General features: G+C 69.4%; 13 protein-coding genes, 1 pseudogene and 1 riboswitch. Of the genes and pseudogenes, 9 read left to right on the top strand and 5 right to left on the bottom strand.

Annotated elements, in window-relative coordinates:
- Positions 1–610: 610 nt before the first annotated feature.
- Entirely contained in the window at positions 611–1018 is a 408-nt protein-coding gene (locus ACFY5C_RS24970) for a PRC-barrel domain-containing protein (RefSeq protein WP_389447648.1), read from the bottom strand.
- A 113-nt stretch (positions 1019–1131) separates the two neighbouring features.
- Positions 1132–1228: riboswitch (glycine riboswitch) on the top strand.
- Positions 1229–1404: 176 nt separating this feature from the next.
- On the opposite strand from ACFY5C_RS24970, the gene gcvP reads away from it, so the two are divergent.
- Positions 1405–4290 carry an aminomethyl-transferring glycine dehydrogenase gene (gene gcvP / locus ACFY5C_RS24965; protein WP_389447646.1) on the top strand — a complete coding sequence of 962 codons (2886 nt, stop codon included), beginning with the start codon at positions 1405–1407 and terminating at the stop codon, positions 4288–4290.
- 148 nt (positions 4291–4438) lie between these two features.
- Here gcvP and ACFY5C_RS24960 read toward each other — a convergent pair whose 3' ends face one another.
- Together ACFY5C_RS24960 and ACFY5C_RS24955 are read right to left on the bottom strand one after the other, a co-directional pair.
- Positions 4439–4858, bottom strand: coding sequence for a molybdopterin-binding protein (locus ACFY5C_RS24960; protein ID WP_389447645.1), 420 nt, complete (start codon positions 4856–4858; stop codon positions 4439–4441).
- 101 nt (positions 4859–4959) lie between these two features.
- Positions 4960–5355, bottom strand: coding sequence for a molybdopterin-binding protein (locus ACFY5C_RS24955; RefSeq protein WP_389447643.1), 396 nt, complete (start codon positions 5353–5355; stop codon positions 4960–4962).
- A gap of 107 nt (positions 5356–5462) precedes the next feature.
- Between ACFY5C_RS24955 and ACFY5C_RS24950 the strand changes: the two genes are divergently transcribed.
- On the top strand, positions 5463–6056 hold the full coding sequence (locus ACFY5C_RS24950) for a DUF1707 domain-containing protein (protein ID WP_389447641.1): 594 nt from the start codon (positions 5463–5465) through the stop codon (positions 6054–6056).
- Here ACFY5C_RS24950 and ACFY5C_RS24945 read toward each other — a convergent pair.
- Both ACFY5C_RS24945 and ACFY5C_RS24940 read right to left on the bottom strand, forming a co-directional pair.
- A complete protein-coding gene (locus tag ACFY5C_RS24945; RefSeq protein ID WP_389447639.1) occupies positions 6034–6555 on the bottom strand; it encodes a hypothetical protein in 522 nt (173 codons plus the stop codon). The genes ACFY5C_RS24950 and ACFY5C_RS24945 overlap by 23 nt on opposite strands.
- A gap of 102 nt (positions 6556–6657) precedes the next feature.
- Positions 6658–8613, bottom strand: coding sequence for an APC family permease (locus tag ACFY5C_RS24940; protein WP_389447638.1), 1956 nt, complete (start codon positions 8611–8613; stop codon positions 6658–6660).
- A 471-nt stretch (positions 8614–9084) separates the two neighbouring features.
- On the opposite strand from ACFY5C_RS24940, the pseudogene ACFY5C_RS24935 reads away from it, so the two are divergent.
- The 7 genes and pseudogenes from ACFY5C_RS24935 to ACFY5C_RS24905 all read left to right on the top strand — a co-directional run.
- Positions 9085–9285 (top strand): annotated as a pseudogene (locus ACFY5C_RS24935) (amino acid permease); the annotation flags it as partial.
- A gap of 221 nt (positions 9286–9506) precedes the next feature.
- Positions 9507–9596 carry a K(+)-transporting ATPase subunit F gene (gene kdpF / locus ACFY5C_RS24930; protein WP_016434100.1) on the top strand — a complete coding sequence of 30 codons (90 nt, stop codon included), beginning with the start codon at positions 9507–9509 and terminating at the stop codon, positions 9594–9596.
- Positions 9597–9604: 8 nt separating this feature from the next.
- Positions 9605–11269 carry a potassium-transporting ATPase subunit KdpA gene (gene kdpA, locus ACFY5C_RS24925; protein ID WP_389447636.1) on the top strand — a complete coding sequence of 555 codons (1665 nt, stop codon included), beginning with the start codon at positions 9605–9607 and terminating at the stop codon, positions 11267–11269.
- A complete protein-coding gene (gene kdpB, locus ACFY5C_RS24920) occupies positions 11266–13389 on the top strand; it encodes a potassium-transporting ATPase subunit KdpB (RefSeq protein WP_389447634.1) in 2124 nt (707 codons plus the stop codon). Before kdpA ends, kdpB begins: the two co-directional genes overlap by 4 nt.
- Positions 13390–13394: 5 nt before the next feature.
- Positions 13395–14027 carry a potassium-transporting ATPase subunit C gene (locus ACFY5C_RS24915; protein ID WP_389447632.1) on the top strand — a complete coding sequence of 211 codons (633 nt, stop codon included), beginning with the start codon at positions 13395–13397 and terminating at the stop codon, positions 14025–14027.
- Positions 14028–14030: 3 nt separating this feature from the next.
- Positions 14031–14714 (top strand): response regulator, encoded by a 684-nt coding sequence (locus ACFY5C_RS24910; protein WP_389447630.1) that lies wholly within the window; start codon positions 14031–14033, stop codon positions 14712–14714.
- 2 nt (positions 14715–14716) lie between these two features.
- Positions 14717–17260, top strand: a complete 2544-nt coding sequence (locus tag ACFY5C_RS24905) for a DUF4118 domain-containing protein (protein WP_389447628.1) — start codon at positions 14717–14719, stop codon at positions 17258–17260.
- The last annotated feature ends 12 nt before the right edge of the window (positions 17261–17272 follow it).

Genomic DNA, 17272 nt, shown 5'->3' with positions numbered 1-17272 from the left:
GTTGCCCGGTAGGAGGTGCCCCAGCCCTGGCGCCGGACCGTGTCCGCCGCCCTGGCGCCGGACCGTGTCCGCCGCCCTGGCGCCGGAGCGTGTCCGCGCGCTTCCCTGGACGTCACAGACCCGGGCGGCCGGCCGCAGATGCTGGGGGGAGCTGCCGGTCTGGGGCGCCTCGGAGGGGCCACTGCCTCCAGCCCGGGGGCGGCAGGGTGAGGTGAGGGGCGCCCTACTGGGGGCCACTGTCCTCGGCTCGGTGGCGAGGAGAAGCGGCTGACAGGTGGCGGCGCCCCGGCGGGTGGCTGCGCGTGGGTGGGTAGGCGGCTGCTGTGCGGGCGTCGCCTGGCCGTCGAGGTGGTAAGGGCCGGTTGCCGAGTGTCGTTTCGTGGACGAGCCCCCCGGGCGCCTCGCTGTCGTCCCTGGCCATCGAGCCGTACGGGGCTGTGGGTGGTGCTGGAGCGGCCTCCTGGCCGGGGGTGTGCGTGCCCGGCGTCGGCCCGCCGGCTCCGGGCTCGGTGCGGCTGCGCAGGGCGGGTCGCCCGCGCGCCGGCGGGCGCAGCTGTGTCGTGGGTGTCGTGTCGGGCTTGCGGCTGACTGTTGCTGCGGGTGTCCGGGTTCAGGGGTGGTGGTGGGGTGTTCGGGGACCGTTGTCGTCAGGGGTTTCCGTGGTTGCCAGGTTGCCGAAGTCCCGGTCGGGGGGTGGGGGAGGGCCTGTTACGTCGAGGCCGTAGTGGTGGTAGAGCTGGAGTTCCTGTTCAGGGGAGAGGTGGCGGCCCACGCCGAAGTCGGGGGCGTCCTTGATGAGGGCGCGGTCGAAGGGGACGTGGAGGTTGCCCTCGACGAGATCGCTGGGCTCAAGGGGGACGAACGCGTCCCTGGAGAAGAGGCCGGTGCGTATCGCCGCCCATTCCGGCACTCCGGTGGCGTCATCGAGGTAGACCTCGTCAATGGTGCCGATCTTGGTGCCGTTGCGGTCGAAGGCCTTGCGGCCGATCAGATTGCGCGGATCGATGTCGGTCTGCACGGGCCCTCCACTGGTCGCAACTCATCCGTAAGCACTACGAAAAGGCACAATGGTGAGCCCGGCCACTCGAAGGACCGTGCGTTGACCCCGCTGGTAGGCTGGCTAGCGGCTGCTGACCCCGTGCGGGAGAGTCCTCCGGGAACCATCCGGAGGCGCCGAAGGAGCAAATCCTCCCCGGAATCTCTCAGGCACACGTACCGCACGGACGAGGTCACTCTGGAAAGCAGGGCGGGTGTCGATGGCCTCCGCTCTCACCGACGGTGAAAACCGGGCACCTTGTGGTGACCCGGTGAAGCTCTCAGGTTGAGATGACAGAGGGGGAGGCCGTCCGGGTACCCGTGCCGTGGTGCCCCTCGAAGGTCGTGTCAGACCAGGAGGCCTCCGCAATGACCGCCCATCGCATTCCGCTCTCCGAGCTCGAGCAGGGTATTCCTTTCGAGCAGCGTCATATCGGCCCTGATCATGAGGCTCGGGCCAAGATGCTCGCCCAGGTCGGGTACGGCTCGCTCGACGAGCTCACCGCCGCCGCGGTGCCGGATGTGATCAAGAACGCCGACTCCCTCGAACTGCCGGGGGCGCGTACCGAGGCTGAGGTGCTCGCCGAGCTGCGGTCGCTCGCCGATCGCAACCAGGTACTGGACTCGATGATCGGGCTCGGGTACTACGGGACCTTCACGCCGCCGGTCATCCTGCGCAATGTCATGGAGAACCCGGCTTGGTACACGGCTTACACGCCGTACCAGCCCGAGATCTCGCAGGGGCGGCTCGAGGCCCTGCTGAACTTCCAGACCATGGTCGCCGACCTCACCGGGCTGCCGACCTCCGGTGCCTCGCTGCTGGACGAGGGGACCGCTGCGGCCGAGGCCATGGCCCTGTCGCTGCGGATGGGCAAGAACAAGAAGGGGCTGTTCCTGGTCGACGCGGACGTGCTTCCGCAGACCATCGCCGTGATCGAGACCCGTGCCGAGCCCACCGGCGTGGAGGTCGTGGTCGCCGACCTAAGCGACGGCATTCCGGCCGAGGTCGCCGGGCGGGAGATCAACGGCGTGCTGCTCCAGTACCCGGGCGCCTCCGGCGTCGTACAGGACATCAAGCCCGTCATCGAGCAGGCCCATGAGCTCGGCGCCCTCGTCACCGTCGCCGCCGATCTGCTCGCGCTCACGCTGCTGAAGTCCCCCGGTGAGCTCGGGGCGGACATCGCGGTCGGGACGACGCAGCGGTTCGGTGTGCCGATGGGCTTCGGCGGGCCGCACGCCGGCTACATGGCCGTACACGAGAAGTTCGCGCGCAGCCTGCCCGGAAGGCTCGTGGGCGTGTCCGTGGACGTCGACGGGAACAGGGCGTACCGGCTGGCTCTCCAGACGCGTGAGCAGCACATTCGCCGCGAGAAGGCGACAAGCAACATCTGCACCGCTCAGGTGCTGCTCGCCGTGATGGCCGGCATGTACGCCGTGTACCACGGCCCCGACGGGCTGCGCGGTATCGCCCGGCGCACTCACCGGTACGCCGCCATTCTCGCCGCGGGCCTCACGGCCGGTGGGGTCGAGGTCGTGCACGGTTCCTACTTCGACACGCTGACCGTGCGGGTGCCCGCGAAGGCCGCCGAAGTTGTCGCCGCCGCCCGGCAGAACGGCGTCAACCTGCGCCTCGTCGACGCCGACCACGTGTCCCTCGCCTGTGACGAGACCACCACGCGGGCCCAACTGGGCGCCGTATGGACGGCGTTCGGGGTCGACGGTGACGTCGAGGCGCTGGATGAGGGGGCGGAGGACGCCCTTCCGGGCGGGCTGCTGCGCAGCGACGAGGTCCTCACGCACCCCGTCTTCCACCAGCATCGTTCCGAGACCGCGATGCTGCGCTACCTGCGCAGGCTCGCCGATCGCGACTACGCGCTCGACCGCGGCATGATCCCGCTGGGCTCCTGCACGATGAAGCTCAACGCGACGACCGAGATGGAGCCGGTCACCTGGCCGGAGTTCGGGCAGCTGCACCCCTTCGCGCCCGCCGAGCAGGCGCAGGGCTATCTGACGCTCATCCGTGAGCTGGAGGAACGTCTCGCCGAGGTCACCGGCTACGACAAGGTGTCGCTGCAGCCCAACGCCGGGTCGCAGGGTGAGCTGGCCGGGCTGCTCGCCGTACGCGGGTATCACCGGGCCAACGGGGACGAGCAGCGGACCGTCTGTCTGATCCCGTCGTCCGCCCATGGGACCAACGCCGCCAGTGCCGTCATGGCCGGTATGAAGGTCGTCGTCGTGAAGACCGCCGATGACGGTGAGATCGACGTCGAGGATCTGCGGGCGAAGATCGAGAAGCACCGGGACGAGTTGTCGGTGCTGATGATCACGTACCCGTCGACGCACGGCGTGTTCGAGGAGCACGTCGCCGACATCTGTGCGCAGGTGCACGAGGCCGGCGGGCAGGTGTACGTCGACGGCGCCAACCTCAACGCCCTTGTGGGGCTTGCCAAGCCAGGCCACTTCGGTGGCGATGTCTCGCATCTGAATCTGCACAAGACCTTCTGCATTCCGCACGGCGGTGGCGGTCCGGGCGTCGGGCCCGTCGGTGTACGTGCGCACCTGGCGCCGTATCTGCCGAACCACCCGCTGCAGCCCGCGGCCGGCCCGGAGACGGGCGTCGGCCCCATCTCGGCCGCGCCCTGGGGTTCCGCCGGGATCCTGCCGATCTCGTGGTCGTACGTACGCCTCATGGGCGGCGAGGGGCTCAAGCGGGCCACGCAGGTGGCGGTGCTGTCCGCCAACTACATCGCCAAGCGGCTGGAGCCGCACTACCCGGTGCTCTACACCGGGCCAGGCGGGCTCGTCGCGCACGAGTGCATCATCGATCTGCGGCCGCTGACCAAGGCGACCGGGGTGAGCGTCGACGACGTGGCCAAGCGGCTCATCGACTACGGCTTCCACGCGCCGACGATGTCGTTCCCGGTGGCCGGGACGCTGATGATCGAGCCGACCGAGTCCGAGGACCTGAACGAACTCGACCGGTTCTGCGAGACGATGATCGCCATTCGTGCGGAGATCGAGAAGGTCGGGTCGGGTGAGTGGCCCGCGGACGACAACCCGCTGCGGAACGCTCCGCACACCGCCGGTGCGCTGGGCGGTGAGTGGGAGCACGCGTACAGCCGTGAGGAGGCCGTGTTCCCGGCCGGGGTGTCGGCCGCCGACAAGTACTGGCCGCCGGTGCGCCGGATCGACCAGGCCTTCGGCGACCGGAACCTGGTGTGCTCCTGCCCGCCGATGGACGCGTACGAGGGCTGACGCACCGGCGTAGGTGATCGAGGGCTCCGCTCCGACCGTGTTCGGTCGGGCGGAGCCCTCGTGTGTCAGGGCGGTGCGTGGAGCCCTCGTGTGTCAGGGCGGCGGGGCACCCGCCCTGCCTCGCGTAGGCGGCCGGTGCCCTCCCGTTTCACGCGGTCGCAAGTGCCACCTCCGTCGCCTTGACCAGGGCTACGACGGGCATTCCGGGGGCCAGGGCAAGGTCGTTGGTGGCGTCCCTGGTGATGGCTGCCGTCAGCACGCCGCCCTTCACGGCGATTTTCACCGAGGCCATCGCGCCGCCCGTGGCGATACCGGTGACCGTGCCGGGGAGCTGGTTGCGGATGGACAGGCCGCTGATCGGTGCGGTGGAGAGGGAGATCTCCGTCGCTTTCACGAGGGCCGTCACGCCGGTTCCCTCGGCCAGGCCGAGGTCCTCGACGGCATCACGGGTGATCGCCGCGGTGAGGTCCTGACCGCTGTCTAGGTGGACCTTGACGGTTGCCATGACCTCGCCGGGTGCGATGGCGGTGATGGTGCCGGGCAGTTGGTTGCGGATGCTCAGGCTCATGGGGGACGCCTCGCAGACAGTGGGAGAGGGAGAGGAGGAGAGGGGGGATTTGTGAGGGTTTGCGGAATCCGGCCCCTACCGTAACGACGTGCCCTGTCCGTTTACGTGCGGTCGATGTGGACGTTCGTCGACTTCACGCGGGCGGTGGCCTCCATGCCGACTTCCAGGCCCAGTTCCTCGACCGCCTCGCGGGTCAGGAGGGAGACCAGGCGGTGCGGGCCGGCCTGGATCTCCACCTGGGCCGCCACGTCGCCGAGTTTGATCGCGGTGACGATGCCGGGGAAGGCGTTGCGGGCCGAGGTGTAGGAGGCTTCCTCCTCGTCGCTGCCGGCCCTGGCGAGTTCGACGGAGAACGCGGCGAGGTCCTTGCCGTCGATGAGTCGCCGTCCGGTGTCGTCGCGGTGGGTCGCGACGCGGCCGGCGTCCGCCCAGCGGCGTGCGGTGTCGGGGCTCACGCCGAGCAGCCGCGCCGCCTGGCCGATCGTGTAGGACTGCATGCCGGTCACGATAGGGGCCGGGCGGGGAACTCGAGGCAGGGGGTTGGCCGTTGGGTATAACGCGATATAGCGTTAGTGGGGTCGGCGGGTCAGAACGGGGTGAGGGCATGGCGACTGAGCTGTCGCACACGGGGCTGCGGGCTTCGGACACGGACCGGGACCGTGCGGTGGACGTTCTGAACGCCGCGGCGGCGGACGGCCGGCTGACCATGGAGGAGCTGGACGAGCGCGTGACCGCCGCTCTCTCCGCCCGCACGGTGGCCGAGTTGGCCGAGCTGACGGTGGATCTGCCGTCGGTGCCGGGCGGTGTCGAGGTCAAGGACGTCGTCCGGATCGAGCAGCAAGGCGGTTCGGCCGTGCGGGGCGGCGCCTGGGTGGTACCCCGGCGGCTGGAGATCGAGTCGTCCTGGGGTGATGTGACCCTCGACTTCACGCAGGCGGCGACAGCCGGCGGGACCCTGCGGATCGACCTGGACATGCGCGGTGGCACGCTGAGGCTGGTCACGCGGCCCGGTGTGGTGGTGGACACCGACTCCCTGGCGATCGACTACGCCAAGGTGAGGACACGTCCGGCCGGAAAGGCCGGTGAGGCCGGTGCGCCGGTCGTGCTGCGGGTCGAGATCGCCGGGCGCATGCAGTACGGCCGGATAGTGGTACGTCCTGCGCGGCGCACGCGGTTCAGAACATCCCCGACGCCCTGAGCACTGCCTGCGCCGCCGCGTCGTCGATCTGGTGGCCCAACCGCTCGACCACGTCCGTGCCTTCGAGGAGCGTCCCGCGTTCGCGTGAGCGGCGCACCCCGGTGTCCAACTCGTGCCAGAGCAGCGGGTTGGCGACGAGGATCCGTGGGTCCAGGTCCAGTCGGCAGCCGTCCGTGTCGCGCAGGGTCAGAAGAGCGGAGACGCGGCCGTGCTGTCGTACGGCGACCAGCGCGTCCGTACGCACCGACTGCCGTCGTACGAGGCCACGCACCGCCAGCCAGCCCGGGCCCGCGGTCACCCGCTGGGGGAACAGGATCGTGAAGAGCAGAGCGGTGAGGGCCAGCCACAGCAGGGCCCGTGGCGGTGTCAGCGTCTCCCCGTCCAGATCGACCAGCAGGGTCATGCCGAGGAAGGCCAGGGCGCAGCCCACGGCGAACCGGGCGCTGCCACGCCAGTGGCGGTCGCCGGTCGGCACCGGAAGAGGTCCGCTTCCCTGCACAGTGCAGACGGTAGGGCTCCGAGGCGCCGGTAAGACCGCCGCAGTCGGTGCTCTGACGCCTTACGGTGCAACCTTGACGCGATCCTGATGCCGGCGTCCGTTTCAGCCGGTGTGCACCCGGGGCCGGCGGTCCCGGTCGGGCTCCGCCTCGCGCAGCACCTCGCGGGTGACCGGGGCGACCTCGCCCTGGCCGAAGAGGAAGAAGCGCAGGAAGTTGGCGAAGGGACTGCCCTCGGTCCACTCGAAGTAGATGTGCGGAATGCGGCCGGTGTTGTCGCGGACGCGCAGGAGCAGCGCGGCCAGGGCATTGGGGATGGAGGAGGACTCCAGGGTGAGGACGCGGTAGCGGTTGTGCAGGACCTCGCCGCGTACGGTCAGACCGGCCTCGAACTCTGACGGGTCGGTGACCGTCACCTCGACGAAGACGAAGTCCTCCTGGCCCGGGACGTCGTTGTCGGCCCGGATCTGCTCGATCTTGTCGCGGTACTCCGCCATGTCCCGCCGATCGGGCTCGTTGGCGATGAAGCGGATCTTGCGGCTGGCCACGTCCCGGATGAATCGTTCCGCCATGGCGTCGAACGTCACGCTGGTCACCCGGAGTTCGAAGGCGCGACGCAGTCGCGAGAGCAGGGAGACGAGGATGATGCCGGCGATGAAGCAGGCGCCGATCTTCACACCGTCCGGGCGCTCGATGACGTTCACCACGGTCGTGTACAGGAACACCGCGGAGATGACGGCGAAGCCGATGGTCCAGTTGCGCTGACCGGCCTTGCGGGCCGCGATGGTCACCGCGATCGCGGCGGAGCTGATCAGTACCAGGACACCGGTGGCGTAGGCGCCGCCCTGGGCGTCGACGTCGGCGTCGAAGATCCAGGTGACGAGGAAGGCGACCAGGGTGAAGACGATGACCATCGGGCGCACCGCGCGCGCCCAGTGCGGGGCCATGCCGTAGCGGGGCAGATAGCGGGGCATCAGGTTGAGCAGCCCGGCCATGGCGGAGGCGCCGGCGAACCAGAGGATGGCGATCGTCGAGACGTCGTAGACGGTGCCGAACGCGCCACCCAGGTACTCGTGCGCGAGGAAGGCGAGCGCGCGGCCGTTGGCCTGGCCGCCCGGTTCGAACTCCTTCTCCGGGATCAGCAGCGTGGTGATGAAGCTCGTCGTGATCAGGAAGCAGCTCATGATCAGGGCGGCGGTGGTGAGGAGCTTCTTCGTGTCCCGGATCCGCCCCTTCGGCTGCGCCTCGGTGTCCCCCGGGTCGCCCTTGACGTGCGGCATCACCGCGACCCCGGTCTCGAACCCTGACAGACCGAGCGCGAGCTTGGGGAAGACGATCAGGGCCACGCCGATCATGACGAAGACGTTGCCGTGCTCGGCCGTGAGGGCCGTGGACCAGTCGGTGATCACGTGCCCCTCGGTGACGATGTGATAGAGGCCGGCGACCACGACGACCGCGTTCAGCGCGAGGTAGATGCCCACCAGGGCGACGGCGACGCCGATGGCCTCCAGGAAGCCCTTGAGGAACACCGCGCCGAGCAGGGCCACGAGGATGAGGGTGATCAGCAGCTGCTTGTCGTGCAGGGCGCTGTTCAGGTGAGGGTTCTCGACCAGATGGGTCGAGGCGTCGGCCGCCGACAGGGTGATGGTGATCAGGAAGTCGGTGGCGGCGAAGCCCAGCAAGGTCAGGACGAACAGCTTGCCCTTCCAGAAGGACAGCAGCCGCTCAAGCATCGAGATCGAGCCCTCGCCATGCGGGCTCTCCTCCGCCACCCGCCGGTAGACGGGCAGAGCGCCCGCCAGTGTGACGATCACGAGCACGATCGTGGCGATGGGGGAGAGCAGGCCGGCCGCGAGGGCCGCGATTCCTGGCTGGTAGCCGAGGGTCGAGAAGTAGTCGACGCCGGTGAGGCACATGACGCGGTACCAGGGCTGGCCTTCGTGGGCGGGCTCCGGCTCGGCGTGCGGGCCCTGGGGGCCGTGGCCCTTGCCCATGTCGGACAGCCCTTGCAGCATCCAGGAGCGCACCCGACTGGACGTCGAGTGTTCGGTCGTGGCCATCGGCGTGCTCCTGATGTGCGGGTCGGCGCGATTTCGGCCATCACGCGGACGGCGGGATCAGCGTAAGCGGAGAGTGACGCATGGGCCCACGGATCGGGGGGCTGTGAGCGTCAAGCTTCCGTTAAGACTGGCCGGGTCGGGGCGTGGTGAAAGGTATTGGCCGAGCTCCGGGGTCGTATGGGCGGCGTTCGGTCGCACGGGGAGGGGCGGCTGCCTCTCGGGGAGGTGGACACCCAGCGTCACGGTGCGCGTGCCGGGGAGGGCGCCTGGGGTTCGGCCGACGCGGGTCGGCTGTGGCCGATCGCGCGGCTCCCGGCGGCCCTTGGGCGTCAAAGTGCCGTCGAGGACGGTCGGTTCGACGCGAAGAATGCGCAAGGAGTGACAGCGAACGGCGGGATCCGGTCAGAACCTTGGTGCCTCGCCCGCGGGTTTCCTCCGCGACTGTTCGTTCCGTACAAAGGCGCCCGCGCCATGTCCGCCCTGACCACCGTGCCCGGGGTGGCGGTCACCGGGCTGGCCGTCCTCTCGCTCGACGCCGTGGCGTCGGTGGCCTACGGGCCCGAGGCGACCGACCTCGTCCTGGCCGCCGCCGGTGCGCACGGCCTCGGCTTCACGCTTCCGGTCACGCCGGCCATCGCCGCCCATGTCCGGCTGCGGCTGCGCTTGTTCCGACCTCGGGACGGTCCGCGTATGAGTCCCGTCAAGGAGGCGCAGAGCGCCGTAAGGGACCCGTCAACGGCGGCCGAATCCGGCCACTGAGGCTGTTTCCTCGAATCGTCCCTGTTCAGCCGATCCTCACTCCAGGAGTTCACGATGGCCGATCTGGCCTTCGTCGTCACCGCGATCGCGTGCTTCGCGCTGGTGGCGCTCGTCGCCAAGGGGGTGACCAAGCTGTGACTGCCGAGAACATCGTCGGCCTTGTCGTGGCCGTCGCCCTGCTGGGCTATCTCGTCCTCGCCCTGATCTTCCCGGAGAGGTTCTGAGAGCAGACATGGGTCCCGTACTCGCCGGCGTCCTCCAGCTGCTCGCCCTGATCGGCGCGCTGGCTCTCGCCTACATACCCCTCGGCACCTACATGGCCAGGGTCTACTCCTCGGACCGTCACTGGCGTGTCGAGAAGTGGATCTACAAGGGCATCGGTGCCGACCCCGACACCGAGATGCGCTGGCCCGCGTATCTGCGCGGTGTGCTCGCCTTCTCGGTGGCGGGCGTGCTGTTCCTGTATCTGTTGCAGCGACTTCAGGGCGTGCTGCCCGGTTCGCTGGGCTTCTCCGCGATCGATCCGGACCAGGCGTTCAACACCGCGGTGTCCTTCGTCACCAACACCAACTGGCAGTCGTACTACGGCGAGCAGGCCATGGGCCACGTCGTGCAGACCGGCGGGCTGGCCGTGCAGAACTTCGTGTCCGCGGCCGTCGGTATCGCGGTGGCGGTGGCGCTGGTGCGCGGGTTCGCGCGCTCGCGCACCGGTGAGCTGGGCAACTTCTGGTCCGACCTGGTGCGGGGTGTCGTACGCATCCTGGTGCCGATCGCGGCGGTCGCCGCGGTCGTCCTGGTCGCCTCCGGTGCCATCCAGAACTTCTCCGGCATCCACGAGGTCGGCCAGTTCATGGGCGGGCAGCAGCAGTGGAACGGCGGCGCGGTCGCCTCGCAGGAGGCGATCAAGGAGCTGGGTACCAACGGGGGCGGCTACTTCAACGCCAACAGCGCCCACCCCTTCGAGAACCCCACCCCGTTCTCGAACCTGTTCGAGATCTTCCTGATCCTGGTGATCCCGTTCGCGCTGACCCGCACCTTCGGCCTCATGGTCGGCTCGGTGAAGCAGGGCTACGCGATCCTCGCGACGATGGCCACCATCTGGCTCGGCTTCACGGCGCTGATGATGTGGACCGAGTTCGCCCACCACGGCCCGGCGTTCGACATCGCGGGCGGGGCCTACGAGGGCAAGGAGGTCCGGTTCGGTGTCGGCGGCTCGTCCATCTTCGCGACGGCGACCACGCTCACCTCGACCGGTGCGGTGGACTCCTTCCACTCCTCGTTCACCGGCCTTGGCGGCGGTATCACCATGCTCGGGATGATGCTGGGCGAGATCGCGCCGGGCGGTACCGGTTCCGGACTGTACGGCATGCTGATCATGGCGATCATCGCGGTGTTCATCGCCGGTCTGATGGTCGGCCGTACGCCCGAGTACCTGGGCAAGAAGATCGGCTCCCGTGAGATCAAGCTGGCGGCCTGCTACATCCTGATCACACCGGCGCTGGTGCTGATCTTCACCGCCGCGGCCATGGCGCTGCCCACGCCGGGCAACTCCATGACGAACAGCGGGGCGCACGGCTTCTCCGAGATCCTCTACGCCTACACGTCCGCCTCCAACAACAACGGCTCGGCCTTCGCCGGTCTGAACGCGGACACCCAGTGGTTCAACTCGACGCTGGGCCTGGCCATGCTGTTCGGCCGCTTCCTGCCGATGGTGTTCGTGCTGGCGCTGGCCGGCTCGCTCGCCGAGCAGAAGCCCGTCCCGGCCACCGCGGGCACGCTGCGGACCGACAAGCCGCTCTACGCGGGTCTGCTGGTCGGCACGATCATCATCATCACCGGTCTGACGTACTTCCCGGCGCTGGCGCTGGGTCCGCTGGCCGAGGGGCTGGCGTCATGACCACTCGTATCGACAAGCAAGAGGACTCCATGTCCACAGTCACCCCCACCCGGGCGCCGCACAGCGACGTACCCACCGGGCACAAGGCCCCCGAGGGCCGTGTCGGTGCCGGCCTCTTCGACCCCAAGCAACTGGTCAAGTCGCTGCCGGACGCCTTCCGCAAGCTCGGCCCACGGGTGATGGTCAAGTCCCCGGTCATGTTCGTCGTGCTCGTCGGGTCCGTCCTGACCACTGCCTTCTCGTTCAAGGACCCCGGCGACTGGTTCGGCTGGACGATCAGCGCCTGGCTGTGGCTGACGGTGCTCTTCGCCAACCTGGCCGAGGCCGTCGCCGAGGGCCGCGGCAAGGCGCAGGCCGACACCCTGCGCAAGGCCAAGACCGACACGGTGGCGCGCAAGGTCGACGGCACGGTCGTCGCCGGCACCGAGCTGAGGATCGGCGACCTGGTCGTCTGCGAGGCCGGAGATGTCATCCCCGGTGACGGCGATGTCGTCGAGGGCGTGGCGTCCGTCGACGAGTCGGCGATCACCGGTGAGTCGGCGCCCGTCATCCGTGAGTCCGGCGGCGACCGTTCGGCCGTCACCGGCGGTACGAAGGTCCTCTCCGACCGCATCGTCATCAAGATCACGACGAGGCCCGGCGAGACCTTCATCGACCGGATGATCAACCTGGTCGAGGGCGCCGCCCGGCAGAAGACACCGAACGAGATCGCGCTCAACATCCTGCTGGCCTCGCTGACGATCGTCTTCCTGCTCGCCTGCGCCACGCTGCCGCCCCTGGCGGACTACGCCGGCACGCACCTGACCATGGTCGTGCTGGTCGCCCTGCTGGTCTGTCTGATCCCCACCACGATCGGCGCCCTGCTCTCCGCGATCGGCATCGCGGGCATGGACCGGCTGGTCCAGCGCAACGTACTCGCCATGTCCGGCAGGGCCGTCGAGGCGGCCGGCGACGTCTCCACGCTGCTGCTCGACAAGACCGGCACCATCACGCTCGGCAACCGTCAGGCCTCCGAATTCGTGCCGGTCACGGGAACGACCGACGCCGAGGTCGCCGACGCAGCCCAGCTGTCGTCGCTGGCCGACGAGACGCCCGAGGGCCGCTCCATCGTCGTACTGGCCAAGGATAAGTACGGCCTGCGCGAGCGCCACCAGGGCGAGTTGGCCGGTGCCGAGTGGATCGCCTTCACCGCGCAGACCCGGATGTCCGGCGTGGACGTCGACGGCCGCAAGATCCGAAAGGGCGCCGCCGGTTCGGTCATCGCCTGGGTGCGGGAGCAGGGCGGCACGATCGCCGACGACGCGGACGCGATCGCCAACCGCATCTCCGAGGCCGGTGGCACCCCGCTGCTGGTCGCAGTGGAGGACGCCGACGGCGCTCGGATCCTCGGCGTCATCCACCTCAAGGACGTCGTCAAGGACGGCATGCGGGAGCGGTTCGAGGAACTGCGCCGCATGGGCATCAAGACCGTCATGATCACGGGTGACAACCCGCTGACCGCCAAGGCGATCGCCGACGAGGCCGGCGTGGACGACTTCCTCGCGGAGGCGACTCCCGAGGACAAGATGGCGCTCATCAAGCGGGAGCAGGCGGGCGGCAAGCTGGTCGCGATGACCGGTGACGGCACGAACGACGCGCCCGCGCTGGCCCAGGCGGACGTCGGCGTGGCGATGAACACCGGCACGTCGGCCGCCAAGGAGGCCGGCAACATGGTCGACCTCGACTCCAATCCGACCAAGCTCATCGAGATCGTCGAGATCGGCAAGCAACTGCTGATCACCCGGGGCGCGTTGACCACGTTCTCCATCGCCAACGACGTAGCCAAGTACTTCGCGATCATCCCGGCGCTGTTCGCGGCCGTCTACCCGGGCCTGGACAAGCTCAACATCATGGGCCTGTCCTCGCCGGACTCGGCGATCCTGTCCGCGGTGATCTTCAATGCGCTGATCATCGTCGCGCTGGTGCCGCTGTCCCTGAAGGGCGTGCAGTACCGGCCCGTCAGCGCGGACCGCATGTTGCGGCGGAACCTCACCATCTACGGGCTGGGCGGACTGGTCGCGCCCTTCATCGGCATCAAGATCATCGACCTGCTCATCTCCCTCATCCCCGGAATCGGCTGATCGCCATGAACAACTCGGTTACGAACACCGCCCGGTTGCTCGGGGCGGGCCTGCGGGCCCTGCTCGTGCTGACCCTGCTCACCGGCGTCATCTATCCGCTGGCCGTCACCGGCGTGGCGCAAGCGCTCTTCAGCGACAAGGCGAACGGCTCGGAGGCCAAGGCGGACGGCAAGGTCGTCGGTTCCTCGCTGATCGGTCAACAGGGCTACAGCCTGGACTACTTCCAGCCCCGGCCCGCCAAGGGACTGGGTGAGAACTCGGTCAACACGCAGTACAAGCTGATCCTGTCCGGCGCCACCAACCGTTCGGGCGACAACCCCGAGCTGATCGGGTGGGTGAAGGAGGCGAAGGCCAAGGTCGTGAAGGACAACTCCGTGCCCGGCTACACGGTCAAGGCCTCCCAGGTCCCCGCCGACGCGGTCACCTCCTCCGCCTCCGGTCTGGACCCCGACATCTCCCCGCAGTACGCGGACATCCAGGTCCACCGCGTCGCCGACCGCAACGACCTGTCCGTCGCCCAGGTGCAGAAGCTGGTCGACGACCACACCGAGGGACGCACGCTCGGCTTCGTCGGTGAGCCACGCGTGAACGTCCTCGAACTCAACATCGCGCTCAAGGAACTCATCAAGGGCGACTGACCGATGACCCGGGTGCTGGTCGTGGAAGACGACCCCCAGCTGGTACGAGCACTCGTGATCAACATGCAGGCCCGCCGGTACGGAGTGGACGCGGCGCCCGACGGCGCCACGGCCCTCCGGCTGGCGGCCGCGCGTCAGCCGGACGTGGTGATGCTCGACCTCGGTCTGCCCGACATGGACGGGGTCGATGTCATCAAGGCACTGCGCGGCTGGACACGTGTGCCGATCATGGTGCTGTCGGCCCGTCGGGCCTCCGACGAGAAGGTGGCCGCACTCGACGCGGGCGCCGACGACTACGTCACCAAGCCCTTCAGCATGGACGAGCTCATGGCACGGCTGCGGGCAGCGGTGCGCCGCACCGAGAAGTCCCCGCTCACCCCAGGTACGACGCACGTGGCGACCGCCGAGTTCACCATCGACCTGCTGGCCAAGAGAGTCGTACGGGCCGGCCGCGACGTACGCCTCACCCCGACCGAGTGGCATCTGCTGGAGATCCTGGTGACCCGTCCCGGGCACCTCGTCACGCAGAAGCACCTGCTGCGGGAGGTCTGGGGGGTCACCCAGTCCGGCAAGACCAACTATCTGCGGGTCTACATGGCCCAACTGCGCCGGAAGCTGGAGGCGGACCCCTCGCACCCCCGCCATCTCATCACCGAACCCGGCATGGGTTACCGCTTCGAAGGGTGAACATGGGACGCGGCAGGCTTCGGATCTATCTCGGCGCGGCACCGGGCGTCGGCAAGACGTACGCGATGCTCTCCGAGGCGCACCGGCGGGTGGAGCGCGGCACCGACTGCGTGGTCGCGTTCGTGGAGCACCACGGCCGGCCGCGCACCGAGGTGATGCTCCACGGACTGGAGCAGATTCGGCGCAGGGAACTGGAGTACCGCGGCTCGTCCTTCACGGAGATGGACGTCGACGCCGTCCTCGCCCGCAGGCCCCAGGTGGCGCTGGTGGACGAGCTGGCCCATACCAACGTCCCCGGCTCGCGCAACGCCAAGCGCTGGCAGGACGTGGAGGAGCTGCTCGCCGCCGGCATCGACGTGATATCGACCGTCAACATCCAGCATCTGGAGTCGCTGGGGGACGTCGTCGAGTCGATCACGGGCGTACGGCAGCAGGAGACCGTGCCGGACGAGGTGGTGCGCCGGGCCGACCAGATCGAGCTGGTCGACATGTCGCCACAGGCGCTGCGCCGCCGGATGGCACACGGGAACGTCTACCAGCCGGACAGGGTCGACGCGGCCCTCTCCAACTACTTCCGCCCCGGGAACCTGACGGCACTGCGGGAGCTGGCCCTGCTCTGGGTGGCCGACCGCGTCGACGAATACCTCAACGCGTACCGCAGCGAGCACGAGGTCACGACGATATGGGGTTCGCGGGAGCGGATCGTCGTGGGCCTGACCGGCGGGCCGGAGGGGAGAACGCTGATCCGCCGGGCCGCGCGGCTGGCGGAGAAGGGTGCCGGTGGTGAGGTGCTCGCCGTCTACATCGCCCGCAGCGACGGCCTGACCGGCGCGTCACCGAAGGAACTGGCTGTGCAGCGCGGGCTGGTGGAGGACCTCGGCGGCACCTTCCACCACGTGGTCGGCGACGACATCCCGGCGGCCCTGCTGGCCTTCGCGCGCGGCGTCAACGCCACCCAGATCGTGCTCGGCGTGTCCCGTCGCAAGAGCTGGCAGTACGTCCTCGGGCCCGGCGTCGGCGCGACGGTCGCCCGGGAGTCGGGGCCCGACCTCGACGTCCACCTGATCACCCATGGCGAGGCGGGAAAGGGGCGCGGGCTGCCCGTGGCCCGCACTGCCCGGCTCGGCCGGGCGCGGATCATCTGGGGCTGGCTGGTCGGGGTCCTCGGCGCCGTCGTCCTGACCCTCCTGCTGACGCACCTCGCGCCCGAAGTCGGCCTCGCCAACGACATGTTGCTGTACCTGGCGCTGACGGTCGCCGCGGCGCTGCTCGGCGGGCTGCTGCCGGCACTGGCCTCCGCAGTGGTGGGTTCGCTGCTGCTGAACTGGTTCTTCACGCCACCGGTGCACACGCTGACCATCGCCGACCCGAAGAACATCGTCGCCATCGCGATCTTCCTCGGCGTGGCGGTGTCGGTGGCCTCCGTGGTGGATCTGGCGGCCCGCCGCACCCACCAGGCGGCACGCCTGCGCGCCGAGTCGGAGATCCTCTCCTTCCTCGCCGGGAACGTGCTGCGCGGCGAGACCAGCCTGGAAGCGCTGTTGGAGCGCGTCCGCGAGACCTTCGGGATGGGGTCGGTGGCCCTGCTGGAGCGGGCGAGCGAGGTGGCCCCGTGGTCCTGCGCGGGCAGCGTGGGCCCCAGGCCCTGCCAGAACCCCGAGGACGCGGACGTGGACGTGCCGGTCGGCGACCACATGGCGCTTGCCCTGACCGGCCGGGTGCTGCCCGCCGAGGACCGCCGGGTGCTCGCCGCCTTCGCCGCCCAGGCCGCGGTCGTCCTGGACCGCCGCAGGCTCCAGGAGGAGGCCGACCAGGCCAAGGAACTGGCCGAGGGCAACCGCATCCGTACGGCACTGCTCGCCGCCGTCAGCCATGACCTCCGTACGCCGCTCGCGGGCATCAAGGCGGCGGTCTCGTCGCTGCGGTCCGACGACGTGGCCTGGTCCGAGGAGGATCAGGCCGAACTGCTGGAGGCGATCGAGGAGGGCGCCGACCGGCTCGACCACCTGGTCGGGAACCTCCTCGACATGTCGCGCCTGCAGACCGGCACGGTCAAGGCGTTGATCAGGGAGATCGACCTCGACGAGGTGGTGCCGATGGCGCTCGGCGGGGTGCCGGAGGACAGCGTGGAGCTGGACATCCCGGAGACGCTGCCCATGGTCTCGGCGGACAAGGGCCTGTTGGAGCGCGTCGTCGCCAACGTCGTCGAGAACGCCGTGAAGTACAGCCGCCAGGACGAACCCGTGCTGGTCGCCGCCAGCGCCATCGCCGACCGGGTCGAGGTCCGGGTGGTCGACCGCGGCCCGGGCGTCCCGGACGAGGCCAAGGAACGCATCTTCGAGCCGTTCCAGCGCTACGGCGACGCCCCGCGCGGAGCCGGAGTGGGGCTCGGGCTCGCGGTCGCACGGGGCTTCGCGGAGGCGATGGGAGGCACGATCAACGCCGAGGACACGCCTGGGGGTGGGCTGACGATGGTGCTGAGTCTGGGGATGGCGCGGGGGAGGCTGCCGGGGCAGACGGAAGCGCCGACTGCGGCGATGCCGTAGCGGCTCGGACGC

This window comes from Streptomyces sp. NPDC012935 (assembly GCF_042900345.1).
Lineage (GTDB): Bacteria > Actinomycetota > Actinomycetes > Streptomycetales > Streptomycetaceae > Streptomyces.
This window is presented reverse-complemented; position numbering and strand designations above follow the sequence as displayed.

Bases quoted from the DNA above. Each gene is read 5' to 3' on its own strand.
- gcvP (WP_389447646.1), top strand. From the start codon at position 1,405: ATGACCGCCCATCGCATTCCGCTCTCCGAGCTCGAGCAGGGTATTCCT.
- ACFY5C_RS24960 (WP_389447645.1), bottom strand. From the start codon at position 4,858: ATGAGCCTGAGCATCCGCAACCAACTGCCCGGCACCATCACCGCCATC.
- ACFY5C_RS24955 (WP_389447643.1), bottom strand. From the start codon at position 5,355: ATGCAGTCCTACACGATCGGCCAGGCGGCGCGGCTGCTCGGCGTGAGC.
- ACFY5C_RS24950 (WP_389447641.1), top strand. From the start codon at position 5,463: ATGGCGACTGAGCTGTCGCACACGGGGCTGCGGGCTTCGGACACGGAC.
- ACFY5C_RS24940 (WP_389447638.1), bottom strand. From the start codon at position 8,613: ATGGCCACGACCGAACACTCGACGTCCAGTCGGGTGCGCTCCTGGATG.
- kdpA (WP_389447636.1), top strand. From the start codon at position 9,605: ATGGGTCCCGTACTCGCCGGCGTCCTCCAGCTGCTCGCCCTGATCGGC.
- kdpB (WP_389447634.1), top strand. From the start codon at position 11,266: ATGACCACTCGTATCGACAAGCAAGAGGACTCCATGTCCACAGTCACC.
- ACFY5C_RS24915 (WP_389447632.1), top strand. From the start codon at position 13,395: ATGAACAACTCGGTTACGAACACCGCCCGGTTGCTCGGGGCGGGCCTG.
- ACFY5C_RS24910 (WP_389447630.1), top strand. From the start codon at position 14,031: ATGACCCGGGTGCTGGTCGTGGAAGACGACCCCCAGCTGGTACGAGCA.
- ACFY5C_RS24905 (WP_389447628.1), top strand. From the start codon at position 14,717: ATGGGACGCGGCAGGCTTCGGATCTATCTCGGCGCGGCACCGGGCGTC.